A 26,433-nucleotide genomic window follows, 5' to 3' on the forward strand; every position below is an offset into this window, starting at 1 on the left:
AGACAAATGTCGATTATATTTCAGCCAGGGTGGTAGCGAGCGAACTACTGATGGATACGCTCGGACTACTAGCTCGTTTCACTTTCACCCCGGTATCGAGAGGCCTTTATGAGACGCCGGACAAGAGGAGACACCGAATGACGTCCTTCCAGTCTACCCTCAGCGAGGGGGACGGCGAGGGAATCGCGGAAGAACTCGCCGCGAGCCAGCGCCAGATCTCCATCGCCGAGTTCTTCGAGAAGAACAAGCACATGCTCGGCTTCGACAGCGGGGCGCGAGGGCTCGTCACGGCCGTCAAGGAGGCCGTCGACAACGCCCTCGACGCCACCGAAGAAGCTGGCATCCTCCCGGACCTCCTCGTCGACATCGAGGACACGGGGAGTTACTACACGCTCACCGTGGAGGACAACGGCCCCGGCATCACCAAAGAACAGATCCCGAAGATCTTCGGGAAACTGCTGTACGGGTCGCGGTTCCACGCCCGCGAGCAGTCACGCGGGCAGCAGGGAATCGGCATCTCGGCGGCCGTGCTGTACTCCCAGTTGACCTCGGGGAAGCCGGTTCGCATCGAGAGCCGGACCCAGGGCAACGACGTCTCTCACTACTACGAACTCATCATCGACACGGACACCAACGAACCCGAGATCGACGTGGAGAAGAAACTCTCCGCCGCCGAGAGCGACCTTCGCGGGACCCACGGAACGCGCATCGAGATGGACATGGAAGCGAACATGCGCGCCCGCGGCCAACTCCACGACTACATCAAGCACACCGCGGTCGTGAACCCCCACGCGCGCATCGAACTGCAGGAGCCAAACGGCGAAATCAAGGCCGAACGCGCGGACAACGCCGGTCTCCCCGCCGAAACCGAGGAGATTCGGCCACACCCCCACGGCGTCGAACTGGGGACGCTCATCAAGATGCTCTCGGACACGGACTCCCACTCCATCTCGGGGTTCCTGCAGGCCGAGTTCACTCGCGTCGGGAAGAAGACGGCCGAGAACATCGAGAACGCGTTCCGCGACCAGTATTACGGCCGCGAGATGCGGTGGCGGCCGCCCGGCATCGAGTCCGAGACCGACCTCGAAACGGCGGTCGTGGCAGCCGTCTCGAACAAGGACGCGACGCACACGAAGATGTTCGCCGAGCAGGTCGTCGACAGCGTGGACGACGCCGAACGAGTGTCGTACACGGAAGTCGAGGACACCGTCGCGGACGTCGCCGAGGACGTGGAATCGAACACCGGCACGACGTTCGGTGACACCGTTCAAGAGAACGTCGTCGACGCCGTCTGGAACACCATCACAGAGGACCGAGCAGGGGACGTGTTCGTCGCCGTGGACGCCGCGACGACGAACAAGAAAGACGACGCGACGGTGCGAGGACTCGCCGAACGCATCGCGAACAAGTTCGAGGACGGCGACGACAGGGACCGCGCGACGCGTGCAGACCTGGAAGAGTACGTCTACCGTTCGGCGGAGAAAACCGAGGAGTACGACGACGTGACCATCGGTGAAACCGCTCGCGAGAACGTCATTCGAGAGCTCTGGGCGGACATGGCTGGCGTCGCCGACGACCCGCCGCTCACGCGAGAACTGGCTGGCGACCGAGACGCCGCCAGTGACCTGCTCGACGCGATGGAAACCGTCGACGTGATGGCGCCGCCGACGTCGTGTCTCTCACCCATCGACGACAGCCTCATCGAGGCCGGTCTCAAGAAGGAGTTCGACGCCGAGTTCTACGCCGCCGCCACCCGCGACGCCGACGTCCACGGCGGCGACCCGTTCGTCGTCGAAGCCGGCATCGCGTACGGCGGCGAACTCGAGGCCGAGGGGAAGGTGGACCTGATGCGCTTTGCGAACCGCGTTCCACTGGTCTACCAGCGCGGCGCGTGTGCCACCACGGACGTCATCCGGAACATCGGCTGGCGGAACTACAACCTCGACCAGCCAGGTGGCTCCGGCGTCCCGAACGGCCCCTGTGTCATCATGATACACGTCGCGTCCACGAACGTGCCGTTCACCAGCGAGTCGAAGGACGCTGTCGCGAACGTCCCCGAAATCGAGGACGAAATCGAACTCGCGGTACGGGAGGCCGCCCGCGACCTCAAGTCGTTCCTCAAGCAGCGCCGCTCGATGCGCAAGCGCCAGCAGAAACAGAACGTCATCATGGACATCCTCCCAAAGATGGCGACGAAGGTCAGCGAGATGACCGACCGCGAGGAACTCGCCGTCGAGGACTCCCTCGCACGCATCATGAACAACGTGCTCGTCGAGCGCGAGACGGAGAACGGGACGGTGTCGCTGTGCGTGGAGAACCACGGCAGCAAATCCGCGGACCTCGAGGTCACCGACATCGTCTCCGCGGAACCGACGAGCGTCGACGCCGAGGACGCGAACGTCGTCGAGATGGACGGCGAGTGGTTCGTGAAGTGGTCTCCCTCCGTCTCCGGCGACGACGACGAGACGCTCACCTACGAGGTGGGCGAGGACGCAACGTTCGACCTCTCCGTACAGGGGGTCGAGGACGCTCGACTCACCGTGAACAACGGAACCAACACCAATGAGTGACGCAGAATCCGGCGACGCGGACGCCCGCGAGCGCCTCATCGACATGGCCGCAGAGTTCTACGACCAGTTCGACGACGGGGAGATTCCCCGCATGAGCCTGCCGACGCGCTCGAAATCCAACATCGTCTTCGACGAGGACGCGGGCGTCTGGGTGTACGGCGACGGCGAAAGCACCCGTTCCGCGAACTCCGTGCGCGGCGCTCGAAAACTACTGAAAGCCGTCTACACCATCGACTTCCTCGCTCACCAACTGGACGACGACCGCTCGTCGACGCTGCGTGAGTTGTACTACCTCTCGGAGTCCTGGGACGAGAAGGAAGCCAAGTTCAACGAGCAAAGCGAGTCCGACAAACTCATCGAGGACTTAGAGATCGTCTCCGGCGTGAAACGCGAGGACTTCCACATGCGCCCCGAGGAGTCCGGCGCGAAGGTCATGGGGCCACTGCTCCTCCGCGAGCAGACCAATCGCGGCGACCGGGAGATCCACTGCCAGCACGACGTCGGGCAGGGCGGCTACCAGATTCCGAACAACCCGGACACTATCGAGTTCGTGGAGTGCGACGCCGAGTTCGTGATGTGCGTGGAGACCGGTGGTATGCGCGACCGCCTCGTGGAGAACGGCTTCGACGAGGAACACGACGCCCTCGTCGTCCACCTCGGCGGCCAGCCAGCGCGAGCGACGCGCCGACTGACCAAGCGCCTCCACGACGAAGTTGGCCTCCCCGTGATGGTGTTCACTGACGCTGACCCGTGGAGTTACCGCATCTTCGGCTCCGTCTCCTACGGCTCCATCAAGTCCGCACACCTCTCGGAATACCTCGCCACCCCCGACGCCCGGTACCTCGGCATCACGCCCCAGGACATCGTCGACTACGACCTCCCGACCGACCCACTGAGCGACTCGGACGTCAACGCCCTCGAATCCGAACTCGAGGACCCGCGCTTCCAGAGCGACTTCTGGACCGAACAGATCGAACTCCAACTCGACATCGAGAAGAAGGCAGAACAGCAGGCGCTCGCGTCCCGCGGCCTCGACTTCGTCACCGACACCTACCTCCCGGACCGACTCGACGAGATGGGCGTCATCTAAAACGACCTTTTACTCTGCGCTCGCTTCGCTCGCTCGGTAAAAGCTCGGCCAAAAGCACTCCTCGCTCGGTCCGTTCGTCCCTCGCTCGTCGGCCTGCGCTCACTCGCCACACTCGTTCGCGCAGTGAACCGCCGACCTTCCGGGGCCGCTGCGAGAGCTTCGCTCTCGCAAGTCCTCGTGAGTGAAACGAACGAGGACTTCGGCCCGCTCGGTCGGCGGATGCTCGTCGCCTCTTGGTGTTCTAAGCTACACGTACTCGGCAAGCGCCTCGTACGCCTCGCGGGCGGCGCGGTCAGGTTCGTCGGGGTACGTGTACAGTTCGAGGGTGGCGAAGCCGTCGTAGCCGGCGTCGTCCAGCGCGTCGAAGACGGCCCGGAAGTCGATGTCGCCCTCGCCAGGGATGCGGTGGTAGTGCTTTCCTCGAGTGCCGCCGACGATGTCCTCCAGGTGGACGCCCGTGATGTGCCCAGCGCTCCGGTGAATCGACTCCGCTATGTTCTCGCCGTAGACGGCGGCGTGCCCGACGTCGAGATTCACGCCGAGGGAGTCGCGGCCGACGTCGTCGATGAGCGAGAGCACTTCGTCCGTGCACTCGACGAGCAACCCCGGTTCGAACTCGATGCCGACGTCCACCCCGCGGGCCTCTGCGTGGTCGAGAATCTCGTGGAGCGAGCCGAGCAGGTGTTCGTAGGCTTGCTCCGGGGGATTGGCGGGGAGCGGTCGACCGCTCGCGAGACAGACCGCCGGCGAGTCGACGGCGTCGGCGAGGTCGATGGCCTGCTTCGTGTACTCGACGCGCCACTCGCGGGCGTCGTCGTCCGCGGTGGCGACGCTCGGTTCGAAGAACGCCTCCGGTGGCGCGTCGTCGTAGTACCCCATCGCGGTGTTCGCGTTGACGTTCGCGACGGCGAGCCCCGTCTCCTCGAGCGCTTCGGAGAGGGCGTCGCGGTCCTCGTCCCCGAACTCCGGGACGTAGGCGTGCGGTTCGTCGGCGAGAACTTCGACGCCTGCGTAGCCGTGGTCAGCGACGCGCCCGACGGCCTCCGGGAGCGAGTGGCGGGTGTACGCGTTCGTGGAGAAGGCCAACTCGGCCATGCAGGCGATTCGCCGGAGAACCGGTTTGTTAGCGAGCGCTTATCACGAGACATCGAACGCGCGGGAGAGACCGACCGCCGGAACGAGGAACGCGACCGTGACGACGGTCCACGCGACACCGGCGACCGCCGCGAACGCCGCGTCGAGGACGACCAGCGCGAGGATGCAGGTGCCGACCGCCGGTCCGACGGTGTCCGGCGCGGGGTCGGCGTACGCAGACCGTAGCGCCCGGCCGGTCCACGCGAGGAACGCGCCGACGAGCGCCACGCCTGCGGCGAGCGCCAGCGGACCGGGGTTGGTCAGCCACAGCGACGCGAGCGCCGCTAGCCCCGCGACGGTGGTTCCAGCGCCCGCGGTCAGCACCGCCCGGCGTTCCGTTCCGGTCGCTTCCTCGGCGGCCATGTACGTCACCGACGCGATGTAGCCGCCGACGATCAGGGGGACGACGAGAACCTCGGGTGGGAACGCGTCGAACCGGAACGGCGGTGCCGACAACGACTGCGCCGCCGTGATGCCGAGGACCACGTTGAGCGTGCGAGTAGCCCCCATCGTGAGGAAGCCGACCGCGCTCCCCTTCAGGACGCTGTCGTACAGCAGGACGGCCGCCACGAGGGTGCTCGCGACGGCGGTCGCGGCCAGGCCGGCGGCGGCGAACGCGACGGCGACGCCGGTCACCAGCAGCGCCGCGCCGAGTGTCGCCGCCGCGCGCCGGGACACTCGTCCGGATGGAATCGGTCGTTCCGGACGCTCGCGGGCGTCCCGGGACGCGTCGAAGTAGTCGTTCAGGGTCGTCCCGGCGGCGTAGACGAGCGCCGACGCGACGGACAGGCCGGCGACGGTGGACGCGGTGAGGTCGCCACCCGCGGCAGCGACCAGCGCCGCGCCGAGCAACACGTCCGGGAGCGCAGTGAACAGGTTCGGAACGCGGACGAGTTCGGCGTACGCCGCGAGCGTGCCCGAGATTCCGGGGTTCGGTGCGGTCTGCGCGTTCTGTGTGTCCTGGGCCATCGTCTCAGTTCCGCTCTGCCCCTCGATTCCGTGTCATCTCCTTCGTTCCGCTCAGCCCCTCGTATGGTGTCATCTCCTCAGGTCCAGCCGTGCTCCTCGAGGTACGCCATCGCGCCGCGCGCAGTGTCGGCGGCCGTCTCCTCGTAGGGGTAGAGTTCGACCGTGACGAAGCCGTCGTAGTCGGTGTCCTCGACCGCCTGGAGGAAGCCGTCGATGTCCATCGCGCCCTCGCCGAGTTGGGTGTGCTCGTGGCTGTGGTCGGCGGGGATGTCCTCCAGGTGGTAGTGCTCGGTGTACTCCGCGAGCGTCTCGACCTGCTCGGCGGGGTCCTCGCCGACGCAGAACAGGTGGCCAGCGTCGAAGTTACAGCCGACCGCGTCCGAATCGATGCGGTCCATGAAGTCGAGGAACTGGTCGGTCGTCTCGATGAGCAGGTCGGGTTCGGGTTCCACGAGCAGGTCGACGCCGAGGCGCTCGGCGGTCGGGACGACCTCCCGGAGACTCTGGGAGAACGTCTCCATCCCCCACCGGTGGGACCGCCCCTCGGGGACCGGGCCACCCGGTTCGACGGAGATGTAGTCCGCGTCGAGTTCGTCGGCCAACTCCAGGGCGCCGCGGGTGTAGTCGATGCGCTTCTGGCGGTACTCGGCGTCCTCCTCGATGTAGGAAGGGTGGTGGAACCCCTCGATGGCGGTCAGCATGAACGCGTTGCAGTTGCTGATTTCCATGTTCCGGCTATCGAGGTGGTCGAGGACCGCTCGCGCGTCGTTCTCGTCGGTGTCTGGTGGGTAGAGGTGTGGCTGGTCGAAGAGGAGTTCGACGCCGTCGTATCCCGCGTCAGCGAGCACGTCGATGGCGTCCAGGACGCCGTACTCCCGGAACGCGTTCGCGGAGAAGCCGAGATTCATGCCTCGTCCTCACCGGTCGAGAATCGTCTCCGGAGTGCGCTTTCCGTGGTCATGGCTCGTAGTCGAAGTTCGGTGACTGACTGAAGAACTCGAGGGGGTTCTCGAACACCACTTTCCGGACCTCCTCGCGGTCCCAGCCCCGGTCGATCATCTTGTCCCGGGCCTTCGGGACCGCCAGCGGGTCCGAGGGGTCCCAGTCGGCGGCGCTGTTGAACAGCATCTTGTCGGTGCCGTACTCCTCCAAGAGGTCGATGGCCGCCTCGTCCTCGATCTTCCCCGGGTAGAGCGTGAACCCGAGCCAGCAGTCGGTTCGCAGGCTGACGTCGATGGTGTCCTCGGTGTTGTGGTCGATGACGATCCGCTCCTCGGTGAGGTCCTCGTCCTGGATGATCTCGACGATCCGCTCGGTTCCCGCGGGCTTGTCCTCGTGTGGCGTGTGGATCAGGACGGGGAGTTCGTGTTCCTCGCCCATGCGGAGTTGTCGACGGAACGCCTCCTCCTCCTCGGGGGTGACCTGGTCGAAGCCGATTTCGCCGACGCCGACGACGTTCTCGCGCTCGAGATACTCGGGAATCCGGTCGAGGACCTTCTCGGCCATCTCCGGGTAGTTCGCCTCCTTCGGTTCGAGGCCGATGGTGACGTAGTGGTCCATGCCGGCGGCGCGGTCCGCGCGCTCCGTCTCGAACTCCGTGATCTGTTCGAAGTAATCGAAGAACGACCCGGCGTGTTGTTTGTCCGTGCCGCTCCAGAACGCGGGTTCGATACAGCACTCGACGCCTGCCCGACGCGCCCGTCGGTAGTCGTTCGCCGAGCGAGAGACCATGTGCATGTGCGGGTCGATGACGCGCATCACCTCGGACCACGCACCACGGACGGCTTGTTATAACACGGTTACATCCGCGTCTACCACCAGTACACCGGTCTTACTTCGAACCGGTCCCCGAGTGATGGTTGTCCGCGCGAGGTAGGTGTGCGTGGGCTATCCGGCCAAGCCCCCTATAACAAAACGCGCGAGTTCGCTCTGTTGCCTGCATGGAAGACACGGGTGTCTGGCTCGTCGGAGCGCGCGGGAACGTCGCCACGACGGCGATGGTGGGAGCGCGGGCGGTCGCTCGCGGGGAGACGAACACGACGGGAATGGTCACCGCGCGACCGCCAGTCTCGCAACTCGACCTTCCCGGCGTCGATTCGCTCGTCTTCGGCGGTCACGACGTCCAGGAAACGAGAATTCTGGAGACGGCCCGCGAGATGGCAGAGCGCGGGCCGCCGGACCAGGACACGCTCGACGCGGTGGCCGAGGACCTCCAGGAGATCGATTCGCGGGTCCGGACGGGTACGGCGAGGAACTGCGGGCGGACGGTCGACGCGCTCGCGGACGACACGCTCGACGCCGACCGGTCACTCACGGACGTGGTCGACCAGATACGCGACGACCTGGCGGCGTTCCGTCGGGAACAGGACGTAGAGCGCGTCGTCGTCGTGAACGTCGCTTCGACGGAGGCGCCGATTCCGGACGCGGAGCGCTACGACGACCTCGAGGCGTTCGAGGCGGCGCTCCAGCGCGACGACGCAGATCTGCCGGCGAGTTCGCTGTACGCGTACGCCGCGCTCCAGGAGAGATGCCCGTACGTGAATTTCACGCCGAGCACCGGCGCCTCCCTCGGCGGTCTCAGGGAACTCGCCGAGGCAAACGACGTACCGCACGCCGGACAGGACGCCAAAACTGGGGAGACGCTCGTGAAATCCGCGCTTGCGCCGATGTTCGCGGGACGGAATCTCCGAGTGTTGTCCTGGGAGGGGCACAACATCCTGGGGAACACCGACGGGGAGGTCCTCGAGGACGACGCCAACAAACAGGGGAAACTCGACACCAAAGGCGACATCCTCGACCGACTGCTCCCCGGCGACCCGCACAACCGCGTCCGAATCGATTACACGCCGTCGCTGGGGGACTGGAAGACGGCGTGGGACTACATCCACTTCGGAGGATTCCTCGAAACCGAGATGACCATGCAGTTCACCTGGGAAGGCTCGGACTCCGCGCTCGCTGCCCCACTCGTGTTAGACCTTGTGCGCCTGGTCGCCCACGCCGACGCCCACGGCGAAGGCGGCCTCCAGCCACACCTCGCCTCCTTCTTCAAGGCCCCGCTCGGCGTCGACGAACACGACCTCTCACGACAGTTCGACAGCCTCGAGGCGTACGCTCGACGGCATCTGGAGGCTGACGGGGTCACTGCGCGAGACGAGGCAGAGCGGGAGGTGGACCGATGACCGGCGCCGCCGACCGCGTCGTCGTGCTCGACGTCGTCGGGTTCCAGCCGTCGTTCCTCCCCGACGCGCCACACATCGCTGACGCGCTCGACGCGTCCGGGCCGCTCGAACCGGCGTTTCCGGCGCTAACGGTACCGATGCAGACCACGCTCGCGTCAGGACAGGGGCCGGGAACGCACGGCGACGTGGCCAGCGGCGAGTTCGACCGGGAGCGGGACGAGGCCGTGTTCTGGGAGCGCGACCGTGGCGACCGGACCCGGCTCTGGGAGGCCGCGAGCGACGCCGGCCTCACCACGGGCGTGCTGAACTTCCAGCACCTCATCGGGTCGACCGCTGACGTCGTCGTCACGCCGTCGCCCATCGAGGACGAGGAGAACAACTTCCTGGAGATGGACTGCTGGACGAACCCCGACGACCTCTACGACGACCTCAGCGACGAACTCGGCGATTTCCCGCTGTTCAACTACTGGGGCCCGGCGGCCAACGAGCAGGGGACCGAGTGGATACTCGACGCCGCGTCCATCGTCACCGAGCGCTTCGACCTCGACATGCTCTGGGTGTACGTCCCCCATCTCGACTACGCCGGTCTCGAGGACGGACCCAACGGCGCACGGGTGGACGTTCCGGAGGTCGACGACATGGTCGGCGCTTTCCTCGATGACCTGCGCGAGGACGACCGCTGGGAGGAGACGGCGCTCGCAGTCGTCAGCGAGTACGGGTTCCACGACGTGGACGAGGTGACGTTCCCGAACCGCGCGCTCCGGGAGGCCGGCCTCCTGGAGACGGACGCGGACGGCGACGTCGACATCCCGGCGTCGGCGGCGTTCGCGATGGTCGACCATCAGGTGGCGCACGTGTACGCCGACGCGGACGAACTGGAGGCCGCCCGCGACGTGCTCGAATCCCTCCCGGACATCGACGACGTACTTGACGACGAGGGGAAGCGCGAGCGCGACATCGACCACCCGAACGCGGGCGACCTGGTGCTGGTGGCGGACCCCGACGCGTGGTTCCAGTACTACTGGTGGCGCGACCCCGCGGACGCGCCGCCGTACGCAACCGAGATGGACATCCACGCGAAACCCGGCTTCGACCCCTGTGAGTTGTTCCTCGACGAGAACGGCGACGTCTCGACGGACGCATCGAAGGTCGGCGGGTCACATGGACGAACCGACGTCCCCGCGTTCTTCGGCCTCGGCGGTCCCGCAGCACCCGAGATCGACCTCGATGACGCAGTGGACGCGCGCAGCGTCGCCCCGACGGTCGCAGAACTGCTCGGCGTCCACGAGGCCGTCGACATCGCGTTCGAAGCGCCGAGTCTGCTCGAGGACTGAGAACCTGACTGTCGCAGGAGCGCCGACTGGCGTGGTCAGCGCTGGCTGTCGGCGAGTCGCTCGACGCGATTCAGCGTGTCCGCATCCCCGGGTTCCTTATCCTCGCGTACGGTGACGAACCGCGGGAATCGGAGCGCGTACCCCGAGGAGTACGTCGGGGACGCCTGTATCTCCTCGTAGCCCACCTCGAAGACGACCGCCGGTTCGATGTCGACCTCCTGGCCGTCCTCCGTACGGACGTAGGGTTCGAGCAGTTCCGTGAGTTCCGCGAGTTCCTCGTCCGTGATGCCGGTCGCAACCTTCCCGATGGTCTTGAAGCGTTCGGTGCTCCCGGACGCGTCGCCGGTCTCGCCGTCAGCGGCGCGCGCCGACAGCAGGAACGTCCCGAGGAAGGAAGCGCGCCGACCCTCGCCCCACTCCGCGCCCGTCACCACGAGGTCCAGGGTCTCCACGTCCGGCTTGCGCTTCAACCAGTTCTTCCCGCGATTTCCGGGGGTGTATGCGGCATCCGGGTCTTTCAGCATGATGCCCTCGTGGCCGGATTCGAGCGCTCGCTCGTCGAACGCCGCGATCTCGTCGGGGTCCTCGGAGAACAACACGTCCGAGACCGCTGACTCGTCGTCGACGACCGACTCGAGGCGCGCGTGGCGCTCGCGGAACGGTTCGTCGAGGAGGTCCTCGCCACCGTCAGCCGGAGTCTGTCGAGCACTCGAGTCCTCGTGAGAGGTCGGAACCCCCGCGTGCAGGCAGTCGAAGGCGTTCAGTTCTACCGCGACCTCCTCGCGCATCGCCTCGACGTCGTGCTTGCGGCGGAACCGCGTGAGTATCTCCTGGAACGGCAGCGGCGTGCCGTCGTCGGCCACCGCCACCGCCTCCCCGTCGAGGATGACCGGCGGTTCGACGTTGTTCTCGACGAACTCCACGAGTTCTGGGAGCGCAGCCGTTACGTCCTCCATGTTCCGGGAGTACAGCGCGACGTCCTCGCCGTCCCAGTGGACCTGGACGCGAGCCCCGTCGAACTTCGTCTCCACGGCCGCCTCGCCCCAGTCGTCGAGCGCCGACGTGACGGTGCCCGCTTGCGCGAGCATCGCCTGTACCGGCCGGCCGACTTCCAGGTGCATCGCGTCGATGCCCTCGACGCCCTCCTCGCGGGCCGTCGCCGCTACGAGGCCGTAGTCGTTGGACACCTGGAGCGCGCGTTCGACGGCCTCCACGGGCACATCGAAGGCTTCTGCGATGGCGTCCCGGACGGTTCCCTCGCCGACGCCGATGCGCATCTCCCCGAGCACGAGTCGCGCGAGGTACCGAGCCTCCTCGCTCGAACACTGATTGAACAGGCCGAACAGCAGGGTCACCTTCTCGTCCTGGCTGCCGTCGCCCGTCGCGTTCGCGAGCGCCGTCAACTTCTCGTACACCGCCCGAACTGACAGGCCAGACGCTCCACTGCCGTCGTTTCCGTTGTTTCCGAACGCAGCGAGTCCGGCCTGCCCTCCGAGGTCGAGGGACGCAGCAACCTCACCGACGTCGCCGGTCTCCGCAAGTCGGCCCTCGACGTCGTCGGCGGTGACGTTCGTGCCTGCCGCCCTCGCCAGCGCCTCGTAGCAGAGGCGCGGCCCGATGTCGAGTTTGGTCTCCGCGTGCGCCGGGAACACCCGCCCCTGGACGAACCGCGCGACGACCGCGAGGTCGTCGTCGGCTTCGAGGAACAGGTCGGTGACCAGCGCGACGACGTCGAGGTCCGCGGACTCCGCCTCGACGTCGGCGGCGTGCGCGGCGAACGACCCGAAGTTCATCGTTCGAGGGTTGCCCCCTGCCGCAGTTAAAACGAGCGGACCGGTCCCGTGTCCACGCGAATGGTGGTCAGAATCGAGCAGGAGAGCAGAACCGATTGCGCCGGTGAATTTACTCCTTGCTGGCCCGAAGCCAACGTGTGGCTACCAGATGACACCACGTTACCCCGCCGAGAACGGAGTTTTATGCCTTCGCCCGTCGTGTTAGATATCGTATGTCATCTGACCAGCACGAGTGTGACATGTGTGGCGCGACGTTCGACACCGAGGAGCAACTTCAGGAGCACAACGAGGAACAACACAGCGACCAGATGTAGCCGGCGGAACGGCGGCGCGCCGAGCGGCGGCCGCCGGACCGCTTGCCACGTCGTGACCTGACCCGGACCAGCCCGAGTGTTCACCGCTCGAACCCGCCAGATTCTCGTTGTTCGGCCGAGTGCGTCCACGAGAGGAGTGACTCGAGCGTGCAGTCCGACTGTGGTGGGCCGTCGTCCACACGCCATCAGCGCTTCCCGGCGTGCCGTCGCTTATTAGGCACGGGGGGACGAACGGCAGGCCATGACAAGTTCGGACCTCGTCGACGACGTTGAAGACGTACTGGCTGTCGACGTGGACGCCTTCGAGGAGCAGGTTCGAGCTGACGCCGAGGTCATCAAAGAGGAGATAGCGGGGGGCACCTTCGACAATCCGCAGGCCATCGTCGGCCTCGAGTACGAGTTCTACGCGGTGAGCGACGACGGGTCGCTCGCGCGCGTCCCTCGACGCGTCCTCGAGTTTGTGGGCTTCGAGAAGGAACTCGGCCTCCACAACGCGGAGATGTCGACGAGCCCCCAGCCCCTCAACCAGTACGGACTGCGGGCTCAGGAAGCCGAGGTGCAGGCGCGTCTCGACGCCGCGCTCTCCCCGATGGACGCCGAGGGCCTCCACCTCGTCAGTGACGGCATGTGGACGATACCCCCGGAGGGCGAGACTGCCCGGGAGTACCTCACGGACAGCGTCGAACAGGACGGCATCCAGGTCGCGACGAACATGAGCGCGTCCCGGCGCTACCACGCGATGGCGAACACCGGTCAGCCGGCGGGGATGCGACTCGACGCCCCCCACGTCGACATGCAGGCTGACACGGTGATGCCCGAGGCACTCATCACGTCCATCCAGCCCCACTACCAGGTCCCCCAGGCCGTCGACCTGCCGACGTACTTCCGGTACGCGCTTCGGTTCGCTGCGCCGCTGCTCGCGCTCGGGGTGAACGCCCCACTGTTCCCGCCGGACCTCTACGACGAGGACGCCACCGCCGAGGAGATTCTCACCGACGGCTGGCAGGAGGGCCGCATCGACGTCTTCGAGACGGTGTTGAACGTGCCCGGCATACAGGAGAAGGTCGCGTTTCCGGAGGACCTCGAATCCGTCTCGGAGGCCGTCGACCGCGTCGCCGAGGACAACACCATCGTCCCGATGCCGGTCTCCGAGGGCGGCCGGTTCGACGACGAGTTCGCGCACTGGCGGCGCAAGCACGGCACGTACTGGCGGTGGATTCGACCGGTGTTCGGCGGCGCCTCGCGCGAGGAGGCCAACGCCCGAATCGAGTTCCGCCCCATTCCCGGCCAGCCGACGGTCAGGGACACTATCTCGTTCCAGGCGGCGTTCGCCGGACTACTCGAGAACCTGCCGCGGACCGAACACCCGCTGTACGAACTCGAGTGGGCAGACGCCCGCGACTCGTTCTACGACGCCGCGCGGAACGGCCTGGACGCCGACCTCGAGTGGGTCGACGCCGACGGCGACCGCGTCACCGACACGAAGGAACTGTACGCCGACCTCTTCGAGCAGGCCAACGCGGGACTCCAGCGCCGCGGCCTCTCCAGTGACGAAGCCGCGAAGTACCTCTGGCCGCTCCGACAGCGCGCCCGGCACGCGGTCACGCCCGCAGCGTGGAAACGCGAGCGCGTCCGGGACGCGCTCGACGAGGGCAGTGGGTTCGAGAACGCCGTGTACTCGATGCAGTTCGAGTACATCGAGAACCAGCGCGAGACCCTGCTCTCGGGGAGTTTCGCGGACTGGGTGGGACGCGGCGGCGAACTGGAATAACTGGCCGGAAGAACGTTCGAAGAAGCGACTACAGCAGCTGAGAACCCGACTACAGCAGCTCGTCGAAGGTCTTGTAGCCGACGATCTCGACGTCGTCCTCGGTGATCTTCGTGATGTGGATGCCGTTGCCCGAGGCCGTGTCGCGTTCGCTGGCGGACTGGATGGCGTGCGCGGCGGCGGTGACGGCCTCGTCCATCGACATCTCCTCGTCGTACTCTTGTTCGAGCACACCGAGCGCGTACGGCATCCCGGAGCCCTGCGCGGTGTACTTGTCGGTCATCGCGCTGCCGCCGGGGTCGAGGCTGTAGACGTGCGCGCCGTCCTCGTCGACGCCGCCGAGGATGGGGACGACGAGGAAGAAGGGGCCGCCCCGCAGGAGGTTCGACGCCATCGTCGCGAGCGCGTTGATGGACATGTACTCGCCGCGGCGCGCCTCGTAGAGGTTCGCCTCCGCGCGCAGCGAGCGGACGAAGGACTGGGAGCCGCCGACGGACCCGGAAATGGAGAGCGCGGCGTTCGGCTGGATCTCCTCGACCTTCTGGACGTTCTTGTTGGAGATGACGCGGCCGCCGAGGCTCGCGCGCTGGTCCGAGGCCATCACGACGCCGTCCTCGGTGGCGAGGCCGACGATGGTGGTTCCGGTCTTGTTGATGTTGTCCGAGTCGCCCCGGGATACGTCGTTGTCGGGCAGCGAGCCGAGTTCCGGCTCGTACGGGTTCTGGACGCCGTCGAATTTCGCCCGGTTGCGAGCGAACTCGGAGCCGTCGTTCGGGTTGAACATTACCTGTGGATACCGCCCCGCCACTGATAAAACCATCTTTTCCGGGGATTACGAACTCCTCTGAACGCAGAACAACGAGTGTCTAACGCTGCGTAATGCAGGTGTGTGGAACGGCTGTGCGGGCCGTCGCTGGAGACGGCGCTCAGTGTGCCGCCCGGTACGCTCGTTCGGTGCGCTCTACGAGTCGGCCGAACGGTAGCGTGATACCTGCCTGCCGGGCGACGAGTGCGACTGGCAGCAACAGGAGGCCGAGCGCGAGGCTGGACTGGTACAGCGCGAACAGTCCGAGTCGGGTGATGCGGTCGAACATCGGGTGCTCACGGGAAATACGTAGCCAGTATAAATAGGTTTCGGGTGGGGATGGTGGGGGAATCGGGCGCAGTCGGGTGATTTCTCGAGTGTTGGACGAAACTCCAACCCCTGGCCGGGAGAGAGACACTCCGGTGTAGGCGTGGTGTGGGCGAGCCGACGCTAACCTGTAAGTTATGACGATGGTTTCAGTCACGTCCGCCGGCGTCGTCGGACGCGCGAACCACAAAGAACGACTTGCCGCGTCTGTATTGGTGAGTATGAGCAACTACGTCGTTGCGATGGAGGCCGCGTGGCTGGTCCGTGACGTCGAGAACTCCGACGACGCCATCGGCGTCGCCGTGAGCGAGGCTGGTAAGCGACTGAACGATCAGGACCTGGACTACGTCGAGGTGGAGGCGGGGCTCACGGCGTGTCCGGCGTGTAACGAACCGCTGGACGCCGCGTTCCTCGCCGCGAACACCGCGCTCGTCGGCCTCGTCTTGGAACTCACCGTGTTCAACGCGGAGGGTGAGGAGCACGCCGAGCGCATCGCCAAGAGCGAGGTCGGCGGCGCGCTCCGTGACGTCCCCCTGGAGGTCATCGAGGTCATCGAGGAGGACGAAGACGAAGACGAGTGACACCACCCCTCTGAACGGTCGCGTCCACCGGCACTGCGGAGTCCGCCTTCTTCCTGCCGGAGTCACCCCCACGTCGATTCGAGGACGCGGAGCCAGTTCTCTCGTGCGACCGCTTCCAGACCGTCTTCACCGAACCCGCGTTCCCGGAGCGCGTCGAACAGACGGGGGAGGCCGGTCACGTCGCCGACAGAGTCCACGATCGCCGTCCCATCGAAGTCAGAGCCGAGCGCAACGTGGTCGACGCCGACGCGGTCGGCGACGTACTCGACGTGGTCCGCGACGACCGACAGCGGCACGTCCGTGGCTCGTCCACCATCGGGGCGGAGGTCGGAGGCGCTGAACGTGATGCCTACGATGCCGCCGGACGCGGCGACAGCGTCGAGTTGTTCGTCGGTGAGGTTCCGCGTCGACGCACAGATATCGTGGACGGCAGCGTGGCTGACGACCAGCGGGTCGGTCGAGCGCTCGGCGACGTCCCAGAAACCGGCCTCGTTGAGGTGCGCGAGGTCCACGAGGATGCCACGCTCGTTGCAAGCGTCGACGAGCGCGTGGCCGGCGTCCGTGAGTCCGGATCCGGTGTCGGGCGAACGCGGATACTGGAAGGGGACGCCTCGACCGAACTCGTTCGGGCGACTCCACGTCAGCCCGATGGAGCGCACGCCCGCGGCGTAGAGGAAGTCGAGATTCGACAGGTCGGGTGCGACCGCCGCCGCGCCCTCGAGGTGTGGGACGGCGGCGACGGCGTCCCCGTCGAGACACGCACGGACGTCCTCGGCGGAGCGCGCCACCCGGAAGTCGACGCAGTCGTCTCGCTCGCCGGATTCGCGTTCGAGTCGGTGCAGGTCGGCGAGCAGGTCGTACGTGAACGACTTCGCGTACTCGTGGTCGACGGCGGACGCGTACGTCACCTCGTAGCCGTCCTCTGTCTCCTCGACCACTGGGTCGTGGTCGTTCGGAGCGAAGATGGCGAACAGTCCGCCGCCGAAGTTCGCCTCTCGGGCGCGCGGGAGGTCAAGGTGACCGCGCTCGGTCGACTCGAACAGCGAGCGCTCGCGGGACCCGTCCTCGTCGCTGGCCACGTCCTCGCCTGCCGTGCGTCGGTGGAGGTCGAGCAGCGTGTCGTTGTGGCCGTCGAAGACGTGTGGCGTATCGGGCACGACTCGGCGTTTTCACGCCGTCTTCCTAACTGTTTGCTCCCGGCAGTGCGCCATCCCGTCGGAGCGCTGACGTGGGAACCTTTATTGATAACCCCTGGTTATCGGCGGGTATGCACTTGCCGACGCCACAGGACCTCCGCGAGCGTCGGACCTCGCTCGAACTCACGCAGAGCGAGCTCGCCGAACGCGCGGAGGTTTCACAGCCGCTCATCGCCCGCATCGAGGGCGGCGACGTCGACCCGCGACTCTCCACGCTCCGGCGCATCGTCGAAGCCCTCGACGAGGCCGAGGGCGACGTGGTCCGCGCGCAGACGCTCATGCACCGCGAGGTCATCAGCGTCGCGCCGGACGACGCCGTCAGCGACGCCGTCGAGCGCATGCAACAGGCGGGCTACTCCCAGCTTCCGGTCATCACGAACGGCGTCCCGGTTGGCTCCATCAGCGATAGCGACGTCGTCCACGCCGGCGAGGACGTCGGCGACCACCCGGTCCGCGAGGTGATGAGCGAGAGCTTCCCGACCGTCTCCGAGGACGCCTCTCTGGAAGAGATTTCGAGCCTGCTCGACCACTACAAGGCCGTGATGGTGACCGACGACGGCGATACAGTCGGCATCATCACGCAGGCGGACGTCGCCGCCCGCGTCAGTTGAACGACTGTTCTCGCTCTCACACCCGCACAAGACATTTCTCGCTTCGACGCGCACGTCTCTGGTGATGCCCTCCAGACGACGCGTGCTCGGTCTCGCCGCCGCCGCACTCACGACCACGTCCGGCTGTGTTGCCGCGCCGGTTTCCGGCGGCGCACCCGTCGCAGACGTCCACGCGACGCGCCCTCAGGACGGGAAGACGCGCGGCGAAGCTGACCCGATATCCGTCGAGCGAACCGTAACGGATGCCGACTATGAGTACCTCCCCTCGAACGACACTGTCAGATATCCGGCGACGATGTCCGGCGGTGAAGTCGACAACTACGGATACGCCCCTTTCGAGAAGTGGGCGGACGTGGAGACACTGTCCGTCGCAGCGCAAGCCGTCCGGAATCGCTTCGCACAACGCTTCGAGAACACGAGATTCGTGTCCGCCGGCATCAGCAATCCCGAGGGGGAACCACTCCAGGTCTCTGTCAGTCACCGGACCCTACTTGACGAGTCGGGAGACGTAATCGGAAAGCCCGATGTTTCTGTCTCGCGTCTCGTCGAAGCCACTCCCAGCAGTATCACTGCCACAGTCGGGTTTTCCGGACAGACGGCGACGCGAACCCATCCGGCGTTCGTCGTCTGGGACGCCCACGTCCCGCTCGCCGTCCGAGAAGAAAACGACAGCGAGTGAGCCAGCGAGCCCGATTCCTCAGAGCGACAGGCCGCGAATCGCCACTTCCTCGCTCCCTTCTGCCACGTCCTCGACGCGCCCGATGATTTCTCCGTCCGTCTCGCCCGCGAGCGATGCCGCCTCGTCCTCGGGGAGCGCGACGACGAACCCGGTGCCCACGTTGAACGTCCGGTGCATCTCCTCGTCGCTCACGTCGCCGGCGTCCTGCACGAACGCGAAGACGTCCTGCGCGGGAAGCGGGTCGGTCACGTCGTAGCGGAACTCACCCATGCGTTCGAGGTTCGTCCACCCGCCGCCCGTGACGTGCGCGGCGGCGTGTACGTCGTGCTCGCCCAGCGCGTCGAGCAAGTAGGTGTAGATGCGCGTCGGTTCGAGCAGCGCGTCGCCCACCGTCTCGTAGCCGTCACCGGGGAACGGCTCGTCGAACCCGCCCGCGCGCTGTGCTGCCTCGCGGGCGAGCGTCAGACCGTTCGAGTGGATGCCCGAGGACGGAAAGCCGACGAGCGCATCGCCGCCCTCCGCTTCGCCCGGGAAGACGGCGTTCTTCGGCGCGAGACCGGCGACAGTGCCGGCCAGGTCGAAGCCCTTCACGACCTCTGGCATCACCGCTGTCTCGCCGCCGACGAGCGCCATCCCTGCCTCTTCTGCGCCGGCCGCAAGTCCTTCACCGACCTGCTCGGAACGCGCTTCGCTGGGTTCGTCCACAGCGAGATAATCCACGAACGCGACTGGCGGCACGCCCGCCGCGACGAGGTCGTTGACGTTCATCGCGACGCAGTCGATGCCGATGGTGGAGAAGTCGTCCATCGCCTCCGCGACAAGGAGTTTCGTGCCGACGCCGTCGGTCGCCAGCGCCAGCAGGCGGTCGCCGACGTCGACGAACCCCGCGTAGTTGGTCGTGTTTCCGAGGTCCGACACCGCGCCGACGAGCGCGGCCGTCGCGGCCTCGCTCGCGTCGACGTCCACGCCAGCGTCGGCGTAGGTCAGTCCCTCGTCGTTCTGCTCGTTCGTCTGCTCGTCGTCCCGTTCGTTCGTCTGCTCCTCGTCTCGCTCGTCAGATCGCTCCCCGCCCTCGCTCATACACGGTCGTGTGTAGTTCTGGGCGAAAAGCGTGCCGGTCTATACACCGACGCCGAAGAAGAACCACAGCGCGGGGCCGATGGTGAACACCGCCGCGACAGCGTACGCCGCAGTGCTCCACTCCAGAACCGTCGCGCCGTCGAGCGGGCCGAAGGGGATCATGTTGAATCCCGCGAGCAGGACGTTGATGAACAGGCCGCGGGCCGCGATGCTCGGCGCGAACGGGAAGAGCCCCAGCGAGACGACCGCGAGGCCGACGTTCGTCGCGGGGCCGGCAAGCGCGATGAGGCCGTGCTCCCGCGGCGTGATGTACCCGCGGTGGTGGACCGCGCCCGGCGCGGCGAACAGGAAGCCGGCGAGGCCGCCGGCCACTGCGAGCGCGAGCATTCCGTAGTCCGCGCGGAACTCCGCGTGCTGGCCGAAGCGGAGCGCGACGACCTTGTGCGCGAGTTCGTGGAGCAGGAACGCCACGCCAACCGTCGCGAGGCTCAACAGTATCTCCTCGACGAACGCCGTCGTGGTGACCACGTCCGCGATGGTCGCCGCCGACACGCGGCTCTCGAAGAACGCGAACGCGAGACCGAGGGCCAGCCACGCCACCGTGAGGTCCCGCACCTCTCGTCTGCTGACGTTCATCGGTCCGGCCTCCGGGCGCTCACTGCACCAGCCCCCAGATGGCGTCCGCGCTGTTCTGTGCTCCCCGCACCATCGCGTCGGTGACCGCCGCGAGGCTGTCGAAGGGGCCGCCGATCAGCGGCAGCACGACGAACGGGAACAGCACGCTCGCGACGAAACTCCCGACGTTCGTCAGCGCCACGACGGCGATGAGTCGGAACAACGGCACGTCGAGCATCTGCTCGACGAGGTCCTGAATCGGTGTCTCCTCGTCGTCCAAGAGTTCGTTCAGCGTCGAGATGTCCGAGACGTTCACGTCCAGGTAGCGCATCTCCACGTAGCCAGCGAACCACCCGGGAGCGAGCAGGGGGTTGATGCTCGTCATCCACGCCACCGCGCCGCCGACGCCCGCGCTCGTCCAGTGTGCGCCGCCGAGTTTCGCCGCGCCCGCCGAGATCACGCCGTTGAACAGAAACCACGCGCCGAACACCTTCAGCAGCACCGTGTTGCTCACGCCCGCCATCACGAGCAGCGCGAAGAAGACGAGGAAGCCGAGCGTGATCAGCAGTCCGAGCGCCTTGAACAGGGAGAACCGTCGCTCCTCGACGCCGACCAGGCTCTCCATCGGCGGCAACTCCTCGGGATGGGCGAGGTAGTGCTCGATGCCCTCGCGGTGGCCCGCGCCGACGATAGCCACCACGTGCTTGCCCTGCTCTCGCAGGCCAACGAGGTTGTGCGCGATGAAGGCGTCCCGCTCGTCGATGAGCGCGTTCGCGCCCTCCGGGCTGAACCGCCGGAACTCCTCCATCATCGCGGACACGACGTCCGCGTCAGTCAACTCCTCCATGGAGAACTCTTCGACGTCCTCGGGTTCTGTGCGCGCGAACAGCACCGCGAACAGGGTTCCAACGGCGAGTGCGCCGACGAACGCGAAGCCGATTGCCTCGGAGAGTCCAGTCAGGACCGCGACGACGATGCCGAGCACGCCGATTCCCGCCGGCGCGCTCGCTGCTGCGGGGAGGACGAACGGGCCGGCGACGAGTTCTGCGACGACGCCGACGAGGAAGCCGACGACGCCACCCACCGCGAGCCCGAGCGTTCGACTGTCGGTGACGCCGAGCGCGAGTTCCCCGACGAGGCGGAGTTTCTCCGTGCTCGTCATCCGCGCCCAGAAGCGCTGGATGGTCATCTGGATGTCGCGGTCGACCAGCGCGACGTCCGCGCCGGCCGCATCAGCGGCGTCGATGCCCGCCTTCATGTCCGCGCCGGGTTCGATGCCGAAGCGGTCCCCGAGGCGCTTCTGGACGTACGAGAGCAGCCAGTACGCGAGGAACTGGACTGCCATGCTCCCCTTCAGGACGTCGCTCGCGTCGAGGTCCTCGGGCGCCTCGCCCTGCATCTGGCGGAAGCGCCCCTCGTCGAGTTCCACGGCGACCGTGTCCGGTTGTTCCTCCTCGACGACGCGCTCGACCTCCTCGACGCTGTCCGAGGAGACGTGAGCGGTGCCGACGACCCGAACAGAACCCTCGTGGGTCGCCGCGTGCTCCTCACTCATTGCCTTCGAAATTCGGCGGGCGGCCCTTACGCTTGTCGGAAGGGTGTGGTATCAAACGCTAACGTTTGACCACACCGTTCGAGGCGTACGCATGCTTACGCTGCTTTGGACCGTTCGTTTACCATCTCGTATCCGCGGTGTCCGACACGGAACAGCGCGGCAAGAACGACCGCTTCGACGTACACACCGAGGAGGGCGATGAGATAGAAGGCCGGCCCCATCTCGATCCCCGGCGCGTAGCTGTTGCGGACGAACGTCGCCAGCGCGATGGGGTAATAGGTGAGGACGAATCCGGGTATCGTGGCCATCGCCGCGCCCAGGATAACGAACGTTGCGACCGTCGTCTTCCCGACGAGAGCGCGTCGAAGACCAGTCATCGATGTTCTATCCAACAGTTCCACTCGAAACCACATAGAATTTATGTAGGTTTGGTGGGTGGGGGTGGATCTGATTGGACGACGGGGAGACGTGGGTCGTCACTCGCAAGGTTTCATAGGGCGCGACTCGTTGGCCCGCCTATGGCTGACTCCGCGCGACTGATGGACTCGTACACGGAGATGACCGAGTTGCTGTTGCCCAACGACACGAACAACCTCGGGCGCGCCCTCGGGGGTGCGGTGCTCCACTGGATGGACATCTGTGCGGCCATCGCGTCGATGCGGTTCGCCGGCAACCAGTGTGTCACCGCGTCGATGGACCACGTCGACTTCATCAGCCCCATCGAGATGGGGGAGGTCGCGGTCGTCGAGGCGTACGTCTTCGACGTTGGCACGTCGAGCGTCGACGTGAAGGTGGACGTGCACGCCGAGGACCCCCGGGAGGGCACCGAGCGAAAGACCACGACGTCGTACTTCACGTTCGTCGCGCTCGACGACGACGGAAAGCCCACGGAGGTGCCGCGCCTCGAGTGCGAGAGCGAGGCCGAAGAGAGCCTGCGGAACGCTGCCCTCGAGGACCGTGTGAAGCAGCGCGACTGACGTCGAATTTTAAGCCCACTGTAGACGTAGGGAAGGCAGATGCTCGGGGACACGTTCACGCGCTCGCCGCTTCAGGAACGGACGCGGGCCGTCACGAAGACCGTCGTGTACCGGTTGTTCATGGTCGCAATCACGTTCGGCGTTGCGCTCGCGTTCACGCACGACCTGAGTCAGGCCGTCAACATCGGCGTCGCGACGAACCTCCTCAAGACCGGGACCTACTACGTCTACGAGCGCGCCTGGGACCACGTCTCGTGGGGCGTCGAGGCGTCGACCGGGGAGTAGGACTACGCTTTTCATCGCCCCCGACCTACGTCGAGTGTGCCCCTAGACGCGCCGCTTCCCGACCCGCCGAGTCTCGCGGGTGACCCCGACGAGTACGAGGACGTTACTGTACAGGGGACCGACTACCACCGCGACGACCTAGAGCGGTTCCTCCGCGAGGGCGCGTGGCGGGACGCCTTCGACTCGTGGACTACGGACACCGACCTCGACCGCGAGGCATTCGACATCGCGGTCGATCTCGGCCTGTTCGAGGAGTTCGACTTCTTCTGGGACGACTTCGCGGACCGCGTCGGCTACCACGCGCCCGGACTCCCGGAGACCTGGAAGGAACGCGACATCCATCCCGACCTGGACTCGTGGGAGACGGTGTCGGCCATCAACGCGTCGCTCGCGGAACTCGGTTCAGAGGTCGCGCGCGTGCTGAAAGCCGACTACGTCGACTGGGAGGCCGAATACGACGCGCCCGACGACCTGCCGGACTTCTGAGCGCGGTCGCTCCCACCGACTGGATTGAAGTTTCTCGTCTACGTGGGTGCGCGCATGACCGACTCAGGGAGCGACGTCGTCCGTGTGTGGCTGGTCGAACGCACGTACTCCGACGACGAGCAGAACCTCATCATCCTCACGTACGCGACGCCCGACGGACGCCAGTACTTCCGGAAGGAGCGCGCGCTCACCTCGTTCTCGGACGTCCGGGACACCACAGCGGCCGTCGACGCTGAGCCCCACAACCTCGGCGACGTCGAGGACTCCGACCTCCGGGAGCAGTACGCCACCGAGGCAACGCGGATGCGGGACGAACACGACCCCGACGACGTCATCTGAGGAGAACCGACAGACGCGCTGCGGCGTTCAGTTCTCTACCGCGGCGGCCGCGTCGATGATGGTCTCCTCGCCGAACGCCGGGCCGACCAGCTGGAAACCCACCGGCAGGCCGTCCGCCTCGCCCGCCGGCACGGAGATGGCGGGGAGGTTCGCGAGGTTCACGGGGACCGTGTTCGCGTCCGCGAGGTACATCTGGAGGGGGTCGTCGAGGCTCTCGCCGAGTTCCGGCGGGAGCATCGGCATCGTCGGGGACGCCAGCACGTCCACGGACTCGAACGCCTCGTCGAAGTCCTGTTTCACCCACGACCGGGCCTCCTGGGCCTGCTTGTAGTACTTGTCGTGGTAGCCCGCCGAGAGCGCGTAGGTCCCGAGCAGCACGCGGCGTTTGACCTCGTCGCCGAAGCCCTCGGCGCGCGCGTCCGAGAACGACTCGTTCCAGTTGCCGTCGTACCCGCCGCTGTGGCCGTAGCGCACGCCGTCGAAGCGCGCGAGGTTCGAGGACGCCTCGCTCATCGCGATGACGTAGTACGCGGCCACGGCGTACTCGACGGAGGGCAGACTGACCTGCTCGACGCTCGCGCCCTGGTCGCGCAGGTCGTCGAGGGTCGCCTCGAAGCGTTCGACGACGCGGTCGTCCGCTCCCTCGACCAGTTCCGTGGGTACGCCGACAGTCAGGCCGTCGACGTCGCCGTTCGCCGCGCCGGCGTAGTCGCTGTCCTCGGCCTTTTCGCGCGTCGTACCGTCGTTCTCGTCCGGTCCGGCGACGACGTCGAGCAGTTCGGCGGCTTCCTCGACGGTCGGTGCGATCGGGCCGATCTGCTCGAGGCTGTTCGCGTACGCGACGAGGCCGTACCGCGAGACCAGGCCGTAGGTGGGCTTGATGCCGACGACGCCGCAGTAGGCCGCCGGGCAGCGGATGGAGCCGCCAGTGTCCGAACCGAGCGCGAGGTCGACCTCGTTGGCGGCGACGGCGGCCGCGGAGCCACCGGAGGAACCGCCGGGAACCCGGTTCTCGTCGACGGGATTCTTCGTCGCCCCGAAGTACGACGTCTCCGTGGTCGTACCCATCCCGAACTCGTCCATGTTCGCCTTCCCGGCGATGGTCGCGCCCGCGTCCTTCAGGCGGTCGACGACGGTCGCGTCGTACGGAGGGACGTACTCCTCGAGCATCCGTGACCCGCAGGTGGTCCGCACGCCCTCGGTCGAGATGTTGTCCTTGACGGCGACCGTTCGGCCGTCGAGGATGCCGTCTTCGTCGCTCTCGATGGTCTCCTCGGTGATGAACGCGTTCAGCCCCATCTACGACACCTTCGGGCCCTTGAACTGGCCGTCCTCGGTCTCGGTCGCGTTCTGGAGGGCTTCCTCCTGGCTCAGACAGTCGCGTTCCTCGTCGGGTCGCATCACGTTCACGAGGTCGGGTTCGGCCTCGACCTCGGGCACGTCCTCGAGCGCCTCGAAGTGCTCGAGGATGTCGGCGAACTGGCCCACGAACGCGTCGACCTCCTCGTCGTCCAGATCGACGCGAGCGAGGTCTGCGACGTGCTGGACGTCCTCCCGGTCCACGGAATCGCTCATGTCCGGCGGAACGCGCGTGGCCTCGGTAAGGGTTTCGATGCCTCGGTTTCGAGGGTACGCCCCGATTTACCGTCGTTCTGGGCCGTAGACGGCCGTCGAGGCCAAAGCGCTTTTGTGCCGCCGGCCCGTTTTCACTGCTATTAGACGCTTTGCTGGCCACAGAATTGTGGCCGGTTCTCCAGCATGAGCAACACCAGAACGAGACGGGAAGCCGACGAGGAGGAGACCAGGGGTGGGGAGCAACAGGAGCGCGACGAGCAACAACGCTGCCCGGAGTGCGGCGGTGACCTCGTCGCCGACGAGGAGCGCGGCGAGACCGTCTGTGCTGACTGTGGCCTCGTCGTCGAGGAAGACGAGATCGACCGCGGCCCCGAATGGCGCGCGTTCAACGCGAGCGAGCAGGACCAGAAGTCCCGCGTCGGCGCACCCACCACGAACATGATGCACGACAAGGGGCTGTCCACGAACATCGGCTGGCAGGACAAAGACGCCTACGGCAACTCCCTGTCCTCGAAACAGCGCCAGAAGATGCAGCGGCTCCGGAAGTGGAACGAGCGATTCCGCACGCGCAACTCCAAGGAGCGCAACCTCAAGCAGGCCCTCGGCGAGATCGAGCGGATGTCGAGCGCGCTCGGCCTCCCCAAGAACGTCCGGGAGACCGCGTCGGTCATCTACCGCCGCGCTCTGAGCGAGAATCTGCTGCCCGGCCGCTCCATCGAGGGCGTCGCCACCAGCGCCCTCTACGCCGCCGCGCGGCAGGCGAACACGCCACGGAGTCTCGACGAGGTGGCCAACGTTTCTCGCGTCGAGCGAGACGAGATCGCGCGCACGTACCGCTACGTCGCCCGCGAACTCGGCCTCGAGGTCGCGCCCGCCGACCCCGCGCAGTACGTCCCGCGGTTCTGCTCGGACCTGGGGCTGAGCGAGGAGTGCGAGCGCCGCGCCCGTTCGCTCCTCGGCAGCGCCCAACAGGCCGGCATCACGTCCGGGAAGAGCCCCGTCGGCCTCGCCGCGGCGGCCGTCTACGCGGCCAGCCTCCTCACGAACGAGCGCGTCACGCAGAGCGCCGTGAGCGACGTGGCGAGCATCTCCGAGGTTACCATCCGGAACCGCTACCACGAACTCCTCGAAGCCGAGAACGACGTCTCCGTCGAGGCGTAACGCGACGAGA

The 26,433-nt window shown here is 66.6% G+C and carries 28 protein-coding genes; 14 read left to right on the forward strand and 14 right to left on the reverse strand.

Annotated features, from left to right (window positions below; all coding sequences use genetic code 11):
• Positions 1 to 137: 137 nt before the first annotated feature.
• Both LT970_RS05295 and LT970_RS05300 read left to right on the forward strand, forming a co-directional pair.
• A complete protein-coding gene (locus LT970_RS05295; RefSeq protein WP_232688422.1) occupies positions 138 to 2,570 on the forward strand; it encodes a DNA topoisomerase VI subunit B in 2,433 nt (810 codons plus the stop codon).
• Positions 2,563 to 3,660 (forward strand): DNA topoisomerase IV subunit A, encoded by a 1,098-nt coding sequence (locus tag LT970_RS05300; RefSeq protein ID WP_232688423.1) that lies wholly within the window; start codon positions 2,563 to 2,565, stop codon positions 3,658 to 3,660. Before LT970_RS05295 ends, LT970_RS05300 begins: the two co-directional genes overlap by 8 nt.
• A 246-nt stretch (positions 3,661 to 3,906) precedes the next feature.
• Here the strand turns inward: LT970_RS05300 and LT970_RS05305 are convergent, their stop codons facing one another.
• The 4 genes from LT970_RS05305 to LT970_RS05320 all read right to left on the reverse strand — a co-directional run bounded on the left by LT970_RS05305 (position 3,907) and on the right by LT970_RS05320 (position 7,521).
• Positions 3,907 to 4,755 carry a sugar phosphate isomerase/epimerase family protein gene (locus LT970_RS05305; RefSeq protein ID WP_232688424.1) on the reverse strand — a complete coding sequence of 283 codons (849 nt, stop codon included), beginning with the start codon at positions 4,753 to 4,755 and terminating at the stop codon, positions 3,907 to 3,909.
• A gap of 42 nt (positions 4,756 to 4,797) precedes the next feature.
• Entirely contained in the window at positions 4,798 to 5,763 is a 966-nt protein-coding gene (locus LT970_RS05310) for a UbiA family prenyltransferase (protein ID WP_232688425.1), read from the reverse strand.
• A gap of 77 nt (positions 5,764 to 5,840) precedes the next feature.
• On the reverse strand, positions 5,841 to 6,671 hold the full coding sequence (locus LT970_RS05315) for a sugar phosphate isomerase/epimerase family protein (RefSeq protein WP_232688426.1): 831 nt from the start codon (positions 6,669 to 6,671) through the stop codon (positions 5,841 to 5,843).
• 49 nt (positions 6,672 to 6,720) lie between these two features.
• A complete protein-coding gene (locus LT970_RS05320) occupies positions 6,721 to 7,521 on the reverse strand; it encodes a TatD family hydrolase (protein ID WP_232688427.1) in 801 nt (266 codons plus the stop codon).
• Positions 7,522 to 7,703: 182 nt separating this feature from the next.
• Between LT970_RS05320 and LT970_RS05325 the strand changes: the two genes are divergently transcribed.
• A complete protein-coding gene (locus LT970_RS05325; protein WP_232688428.1) occupies positions 7,704 to 8,942 on the forward strand; it encodes an inositol-3-phosphate synthase in 1,239 nt (412 codons plus the stop codon).
• Positions 8,939 to 10,276: an alkaline phosphatase family protein gene (locus LT970_RS05330; RefSeq protein WP_232688429.1), complete on the forward strand. Its 1,338-nt coding sequence runs from the start codon at positions 8,939 to 8,941 to the stop codon at positions 10,274 to 10,276. Before LT970_RS05325 ends, LT970_RS05330 begins: the two co-directional genes overlap by 4 nt.
• A gap of 35 nt (positions 10,277 to 10,311) precedes the next feature.
• On the opposite strand, the gene ligA is transcribed toward LT970_RS05330, so the two are convergent.
• On the reverse strand, positions 10,312 to 12,069 hold the full coding sequence (ligA, locus tag LT970_RS05335) for an ATP-dependent DNA ligase LigA (RefSeq protein ID WP_232688430.1): 1,758 nt from the start codon (positions 12,067 to 12,069) through the stop codon (positions 10,312 to 10,314).
• Positions 12,070 to 12,281: 212 nt separating this feature from the next.
• Between ligA and LT970_RS14690 the strand changes: the two genes are divergently transcribed.
• Both LT970_RS14690 and LT970_RS05340 read left to right on the forward strand, forming a co-directional pair.
• Entirely contained in the window at positions 12,282 to 12,383 is a 102-nt protein-coding gene (locus LT970_RS14690) for a C2H2-type zinc finger protein (protein WP_432419605.1), read from the forward strand.
• A gap of 241 nt (positions 12,384 to 12,624) precedes the next feature.
• Positions 12,625 to 14,154 carry a glutamate-cysteine ligase family protein gene (locus tag LT970_RS05340; RefSeq protein ID WP_232688431.1) on the forward strand — a complete coding sequence of 510 codons (1,530 nt, stop codon included), beginning with the start codon at positions 12,625 to 12,627 and terminating at the stop codon, positions 14,152 to 14,154.
• A gap of 49 nt (positions 14,155 to 14,203) precedes the next feature.
• Here LT970_RS05340 and psmB read toward each other — a convergent pair whose 3' ends face one another.
• Both psmB and LT970_RS05350 read right to left on the reverse strand, forming a co-directional pair.
• Positions 14,204 to 14,935: an archaeal proteasome endopeptidase complex subunit beta gene (gene psmB, locus LT970_RS05345; protein WP_232688432.1), complete on the reverse strand. Its 732-nt coding sequence runs from the start codon at positions 14,933 to 14,935 to the stop codon at positions 14,204 to 14,206.
• 142 nt (positions 14,936 to 15,077) lie between these two features.
• Positions 15,078 to 15,245 (reverse strand): hypothetical protein, encoded by a 168-nt coding sequence (locus LT970_RS05350; protein ID WP_232688433.1) that lies wholly within the window; start codon positions 15,243 to 15,245, stop codon positions 15,078 to 15,080.
• Between the two features lie 259 nt (positions 15,246 to 15,504).
• Here LT970_RS05350 and LT970_RS05355 point away from each other — a divergent pair, with 259 nt between their 5' ends.
• Positions 15,505 to 15,864 carry a DUF555 domain-containing protein gene (locus tag LT970_RS05355; protein WP_232688434.1) on the forward strand — a complete coding sequence of 120 codons (360 nt, stop codon included), beginning with the start codon at positions 15,505 to 15,507 and terminating at the stop codon, positions 15,862 to 15,864.
• Positions 15,865 to 15,926: 62 nt separating this feature from the next.
• On the opposite strand, the gene LT970_RS05360 is transcribed toward LT970_RS05355, so the two are convergent.
• Positions 15,927 to 17,021 (reverse strand): dipeptidase, encoded by a 1,095-nt coding sequence (locus LT970_RS05360; protein WP_232688435.1) that lies wholly within the window; start codon positions 17,019 to 17,021, stop codon positions 15,927 to 15,929.
• Between the two features lie 110 nt (positions 17,022 to 17,131).
• Between LT970_RS05360 and LT970_RS05365 the strand changes: the two genes are divergently transcribed.
• Together LT970_RS05365 and LT970_RS05370 are read left to right on the forward strand one after the other, a co-directional pair.
• On the forward strand, positions 17,132 to 17,671 hold the full coding sequence (locus LT970_RS05365) for a CBS domain-containing protein (RefSeq protein ID WP_232688436.1): 540 nt from the start codon (positions 17,132 to 17,134) through the stop codon (positions 17,669 to 17,671).
• Between the two features lie 64 nt (positions 17,672 to 17,735).
• Entirely contained in the window at positions 17,736 to 18,350 is a 615-nt protein-coding gene (locus tag LT970_RS05370) for a hypothetical protein (RefSeq protein WP_232688437.1), read from the forward strand.
• Between the two features lie 18 nt (positions 18,351 to 18,368).
• Here LT970_RS05370 and purM read toward each other — a convergent pair whose 3' ends face one another.
• From purM to LT970_RS05390, 4 genes are all read right to left on the reverse strand, one after another.
• On the reverse strand, positions 18,369 to 19,430 hold the full coding sequence (purM, locus tag LT970_RS05375; protein WP_232688438.1) for a phosphoribosylformylglycinamidine cyclo-ligase: 1,062 nt from the start codon (positions 19,428 to 19,430) through the stop codon (positions 18,369 to 18,371).
• 39 nt (positions 19,431 to 19,469) lie between these two features.
• Positions 19,470 to 20,066 (reverse strand): zinc metalloprotease, encoded by a 597-nt coding sequence (locus LT970_RS05380; RefSeq protein WP_232688439.1) that lies wholly within the window; start codon positions 20,064 to 20,066, stop codon positions 19,470 to 19,472.
• Between the two features lie 19 nt (positions 20,067 to 20,085).
• Positions 20,086 to 21,600 (reverse strand): TraB/GumN family protein, encoded by a 1,515-nt coding sequence (locus LT970_RS05385; RefSeq protein WP_232688440.1) that lies wholly within the window; start codon positions 21,598 to 21,600, stop codon positions 20,086 to 20,088.
• 95 nt (positions 21,601 to 21,695) lie between these two features.
• On the reverse strand, positions 21,696 to 21,977 hold the full coding sequence (locus LT970_RS05390) for a hypothetical protein (RefSeq protein ID WP_232688441.1): 282 nt from the start codon (positions 21,975 to 21,977) through the stop codon (positions 21,696 to 21,698).
• Positions 21,978 to 22,118: 141 nt separating this feature from the next.
• On the opposite strand from LT970_RS05390, the gene LT970_RS05395 reads away from it, so the two are divergent.
• Genes LT970_RS05395 through LT970_RS05410 form a run of 4 tightly spaced genes read left to right on the forward strand, consistent with a single transcriptional unit; the run spans position 22,119 to position 23,687 of the window.
• On the forward strand, positions 22,119 to 22,577 hold the full coding sequence (locus tag LT970_RS05395; protein ID WP_232688442.1) for an acyl-CoA thioesterase: 459 nt from the start codon (positions 22,119 to 22,121) through the stop codon (positions 22,575 to 22,577).
• 39 nt (positions 22,578 to 22,616) lie between these two features.
• Positions 22,617 to 22,862, forward strand: a complete 246-nt coding sequence (locus LT970_RS05400) for a DUF2061 domain-containing protein (RefSeq protein ID WP_232688443.1) — start codon at positions 22,617 to 22,619, stop codon at positions 22,860 to 22,862.
• Between the two features lie 36 nt (positions 22,863 to 22,898).
• Positions 22,899 to 23,348, forward strand: a complete 450-nt coding sequence (locus LT970_RS05405) for a DUF7992 family protein (RefSeq protein ID WP_232688444.1) — start codon at positions 22,899 to 22,901, stop codon at positions 23,346 to 23,348.
• Between the two features lie 54 nt (positions 23,349 to 23,402).
• Positions 23,403 to 23,687: a DUF7967 family protein gene (locus tag LT970_RS05410; protein ID WP_232688445.1), complete on the forward strand. Its 285-nt coding sequence runs from the start codon at positions 23,403 to 23,405 to the stop codon at positions 23,685 to 23,687.
• A 27-nt stretch (positions 23,688 to 23,714) separates the two neighbouring features.
• Here LT970_RS05410 and gatA read toward each other — a convergent pair whose 3' ends face one another.
• Together gatA and gatC are read right to left on the reverse strand one after the other, a co-directional pair.
• A complete protein-coding gene (gene gatA, locus LT970_RS05415) occupies positions 23,715 to 24,986 on the reverse strand; it encodes an Asp-tRNA(Asn)/Glu-tRNA(Gln) amidotransferase subunit GatA (protein WP_232688446.1) in 1,272 nt (423 codons plus the stop codon).
• Positions 24,987 to 25,262, reverse strand: a complete 276-nt coding sequence (gene gatC, locus LT970_RS05420) for an Asp-tRNA(Asn)/Glu-tRNA(Gln) amidotransferase subunit GatC (protein WP_232688447.1) — start codon at positions 25,260 to 25,262, stop codon at positions 24,987 to 24,989. It lies immediately after the preceding gene.
• A gap of 183 nt (positions 25,263 to 25,445) precedes the next feature.
• Between gatC and LT970_RS05425 the strand changes: the two genes are divergently transcribed.
• Positions 25,446 to 26,423, forward strand: a complete 978-nt coding sequence (locus tag LT970_RS05425) for a transcription initiation factor IIB (RefSeq protein WP_232688448.1) — start codon at positions 25,446 to 25,448, stop codon at positions 26,421 to 26,423.
• Positions 26,424 to 26,433: the final 10 nt, after the last annotated feature.

The sequence above is a fragment of the Halobacterium zhouii genome (assembly GCF_021249405.1).
Classification (GTDB): domain Archaea; phylum Halobacteriota; class Halobacteria; order Halobacteriales; family Halobacteriaceae; genus Halobacterium; species Halobacterium zhouii.

Excerpts from the sequence above, each read along its gene's own strand:
- LT970_RS05295 (WP_232688422.1), top strand. The coding sequence starts at position 138 with ATGACGTCCTTCCAGTCTACCCTCAGCGAGGGGGACGGCGAGGGAATC.
- LT970_RS05300 (WP_232688423.1), top strand. The coding sequence starts at position 2,563 with ATGAGTGACGCAGAATCCGGCGACGCGGACGCCCGCGAGCGCCTCATC.
- LT970_RS05305 (WP_232688424.1), bottom strand. The coding sequence starts at position 4,755 with ATGGCCGAGTTGGCCTTCTCCACGAACGCGTACACCCGCCACTCGCTC.
- LT970_RS05310 (WP_232688425.1), bottom strand. The coding sequence starts at position 5,763 with ATGGCCCAGGACACACAGAACGCGCAGACCGCACCGAACCCCGGAATC.
- LT970_RS05315 (WP_232688426.1), bottom strand. The coding sequence starts at position 6,671 with ATGAATCTCGGCTTCTCCGCGAACGCGTTCCGGGAGTACGGCGTCCTG.
- LT970_RS05320 (WP_232688427.1), bottom strand. The coding sequence starts at position 7,521 with ATGCGCGTCATCGACCCGCACATGCACATGGTCTCTCGCTCGGCGAAC.
- LT970_RS05325 (WP_232688428.1), top strand. The coding sequence starts at position 7,704 with ATGGAAGACACGGGTGTCTGGCTCGTCGGAGCGCGCGGGAACGTCGCC.
- LT970_RS05330 (WP_232688429.1), top strand. The coding sequence starts at position 8,939 with ATGACCGGCGCCGCCGACCGCGTCGTCGTGCTCGACGTCGTCGGGTTC.
- ligA (WP_232688430.1), bottom strand. The coding sequence starts at position 12,069 with ATGAACTTCGGGTCGTTCGCCGCGCACGCCGCCGACGTCGAGGCGGAG.
- LT970_RS14690 (WP_432419605.1), top strand. The coding sequence starts at position 12,282 with ATGTCATCTGACCAGCACGAGTGTGACATGTGTGGCGCGACGTTCGAC.
- LT970_RS05340 (WP_232688431.1), top strand. The coding sequence starts at position 12,625 with ATGACAAGTTCGGACCTCGTCGACGACGTTGAAGACGTACTGGCTGTC.
- psmB (WP_232688432.1), bottom strand. The coding sequence starts at position 14,935 with ATGTTCAACCCGAACGACGGCTCCGAGTTCGCTCGCAACCGGGCGAAA.
- LT970_RS05350 (WP_232688433.1), bottom strand. The coding sequence starts at position 15,245 with ATGTTCGACCGCATCACCCGACTCGGACTGTTCGCGCTGTACCAGTCC.
- LT970_RS05355 (WP_232688434.1), top strand. The coding sequence starts at position 15,505 with ATGAGCAACTACGTCGTTGCGATGGAGGCCGCGTGGCTGGTCCGTGAC.
- LT970_RS05365 (WP_232688436.1), top strand. The coding sequence starts at position 17,132 with ATGCACTTGCCGACGCCACAGGACCTCCGCGAGCGTCGGACCTCGCTC.
- LT970_RS05370 (WP_232688437.1), top strand. The coding sequence starts at position 17,736 with ATGCCCTCCAGACGACGCGTGCTCGGTCTCGCCGCCGCCGCACTCACG.
- purM (WP_232688438.1), bottom strand. The coding sequence starts at position 19,430 with ATGAGCGAGGGCGGGGAGCGATCTGACGAGCGAGACGAGGAGCAGACG.
- LT970_RS05380 (WP_232688439.1), bottom strand. The coding sequence starts at position 20,066 with ATGAACGTCAGCAGACGAGAGGTGCGGGACCTCACGGTGGCGTGGCTG.
- LT970_RS05385 (WP_232688440.1), bottom strand. The coding sequence starts at position 21,600 with ATGAGTGAGGAGCACGCGGCGACCCACGAGGGTTCTGTTCGGGTCGTC.
- LT970_RS05390 (WP_232688441.1), bottom strand. The coding sequence starts at position 21,977 with ATGACTGGTCTTCGACGCGCTCTCGTCGGGAAGACGACGGTCGCAACG.
- LT970_RS05395 (WP_232688442.1), top strand. The coding sequence starts at position 22,119 with ATGGCTGACTCCGCGCGACTGATGGACTCGTACACGGAGATGACCGAG.
- LT970_RS05400 (WP_232688443.1), top strand. The coding sequence starts at position 22,617 with ATGCTCGGGGACACGTTCACGCGCTCGCCGCTTCAGGAACGGACGCGG.
- LT970_RS05410 (WP_232688445.1), top strand. The coding sequence starts at position 23,403 with ATGACCGACTCAGGGAGCGACGTCGTCCGTGTGTGGCTGGTCGAACGC.
- gatA (WP_232688446.1), bottom strand. The coding sequence starts at position 24,986 with ATGGGGCTGAACGCGTTCATCACCGAGGAGACCATCGAGAGCGACGAA.
- gatC (WP_232688447.1), bottom strand. The coding sequence starts at position 25,262 with ATGAGCGATTCCGTGGACCGGGAGGACGTCCAGCACGTCGCAGACCTC.
- LT970_RS05425 (WP_232688448.1), top strand. The coding sequence starts at position 25,446 with ATGAGCAACACCAGAACGAGACGGGAAGCCGACGAGGAGGAGACCAGG.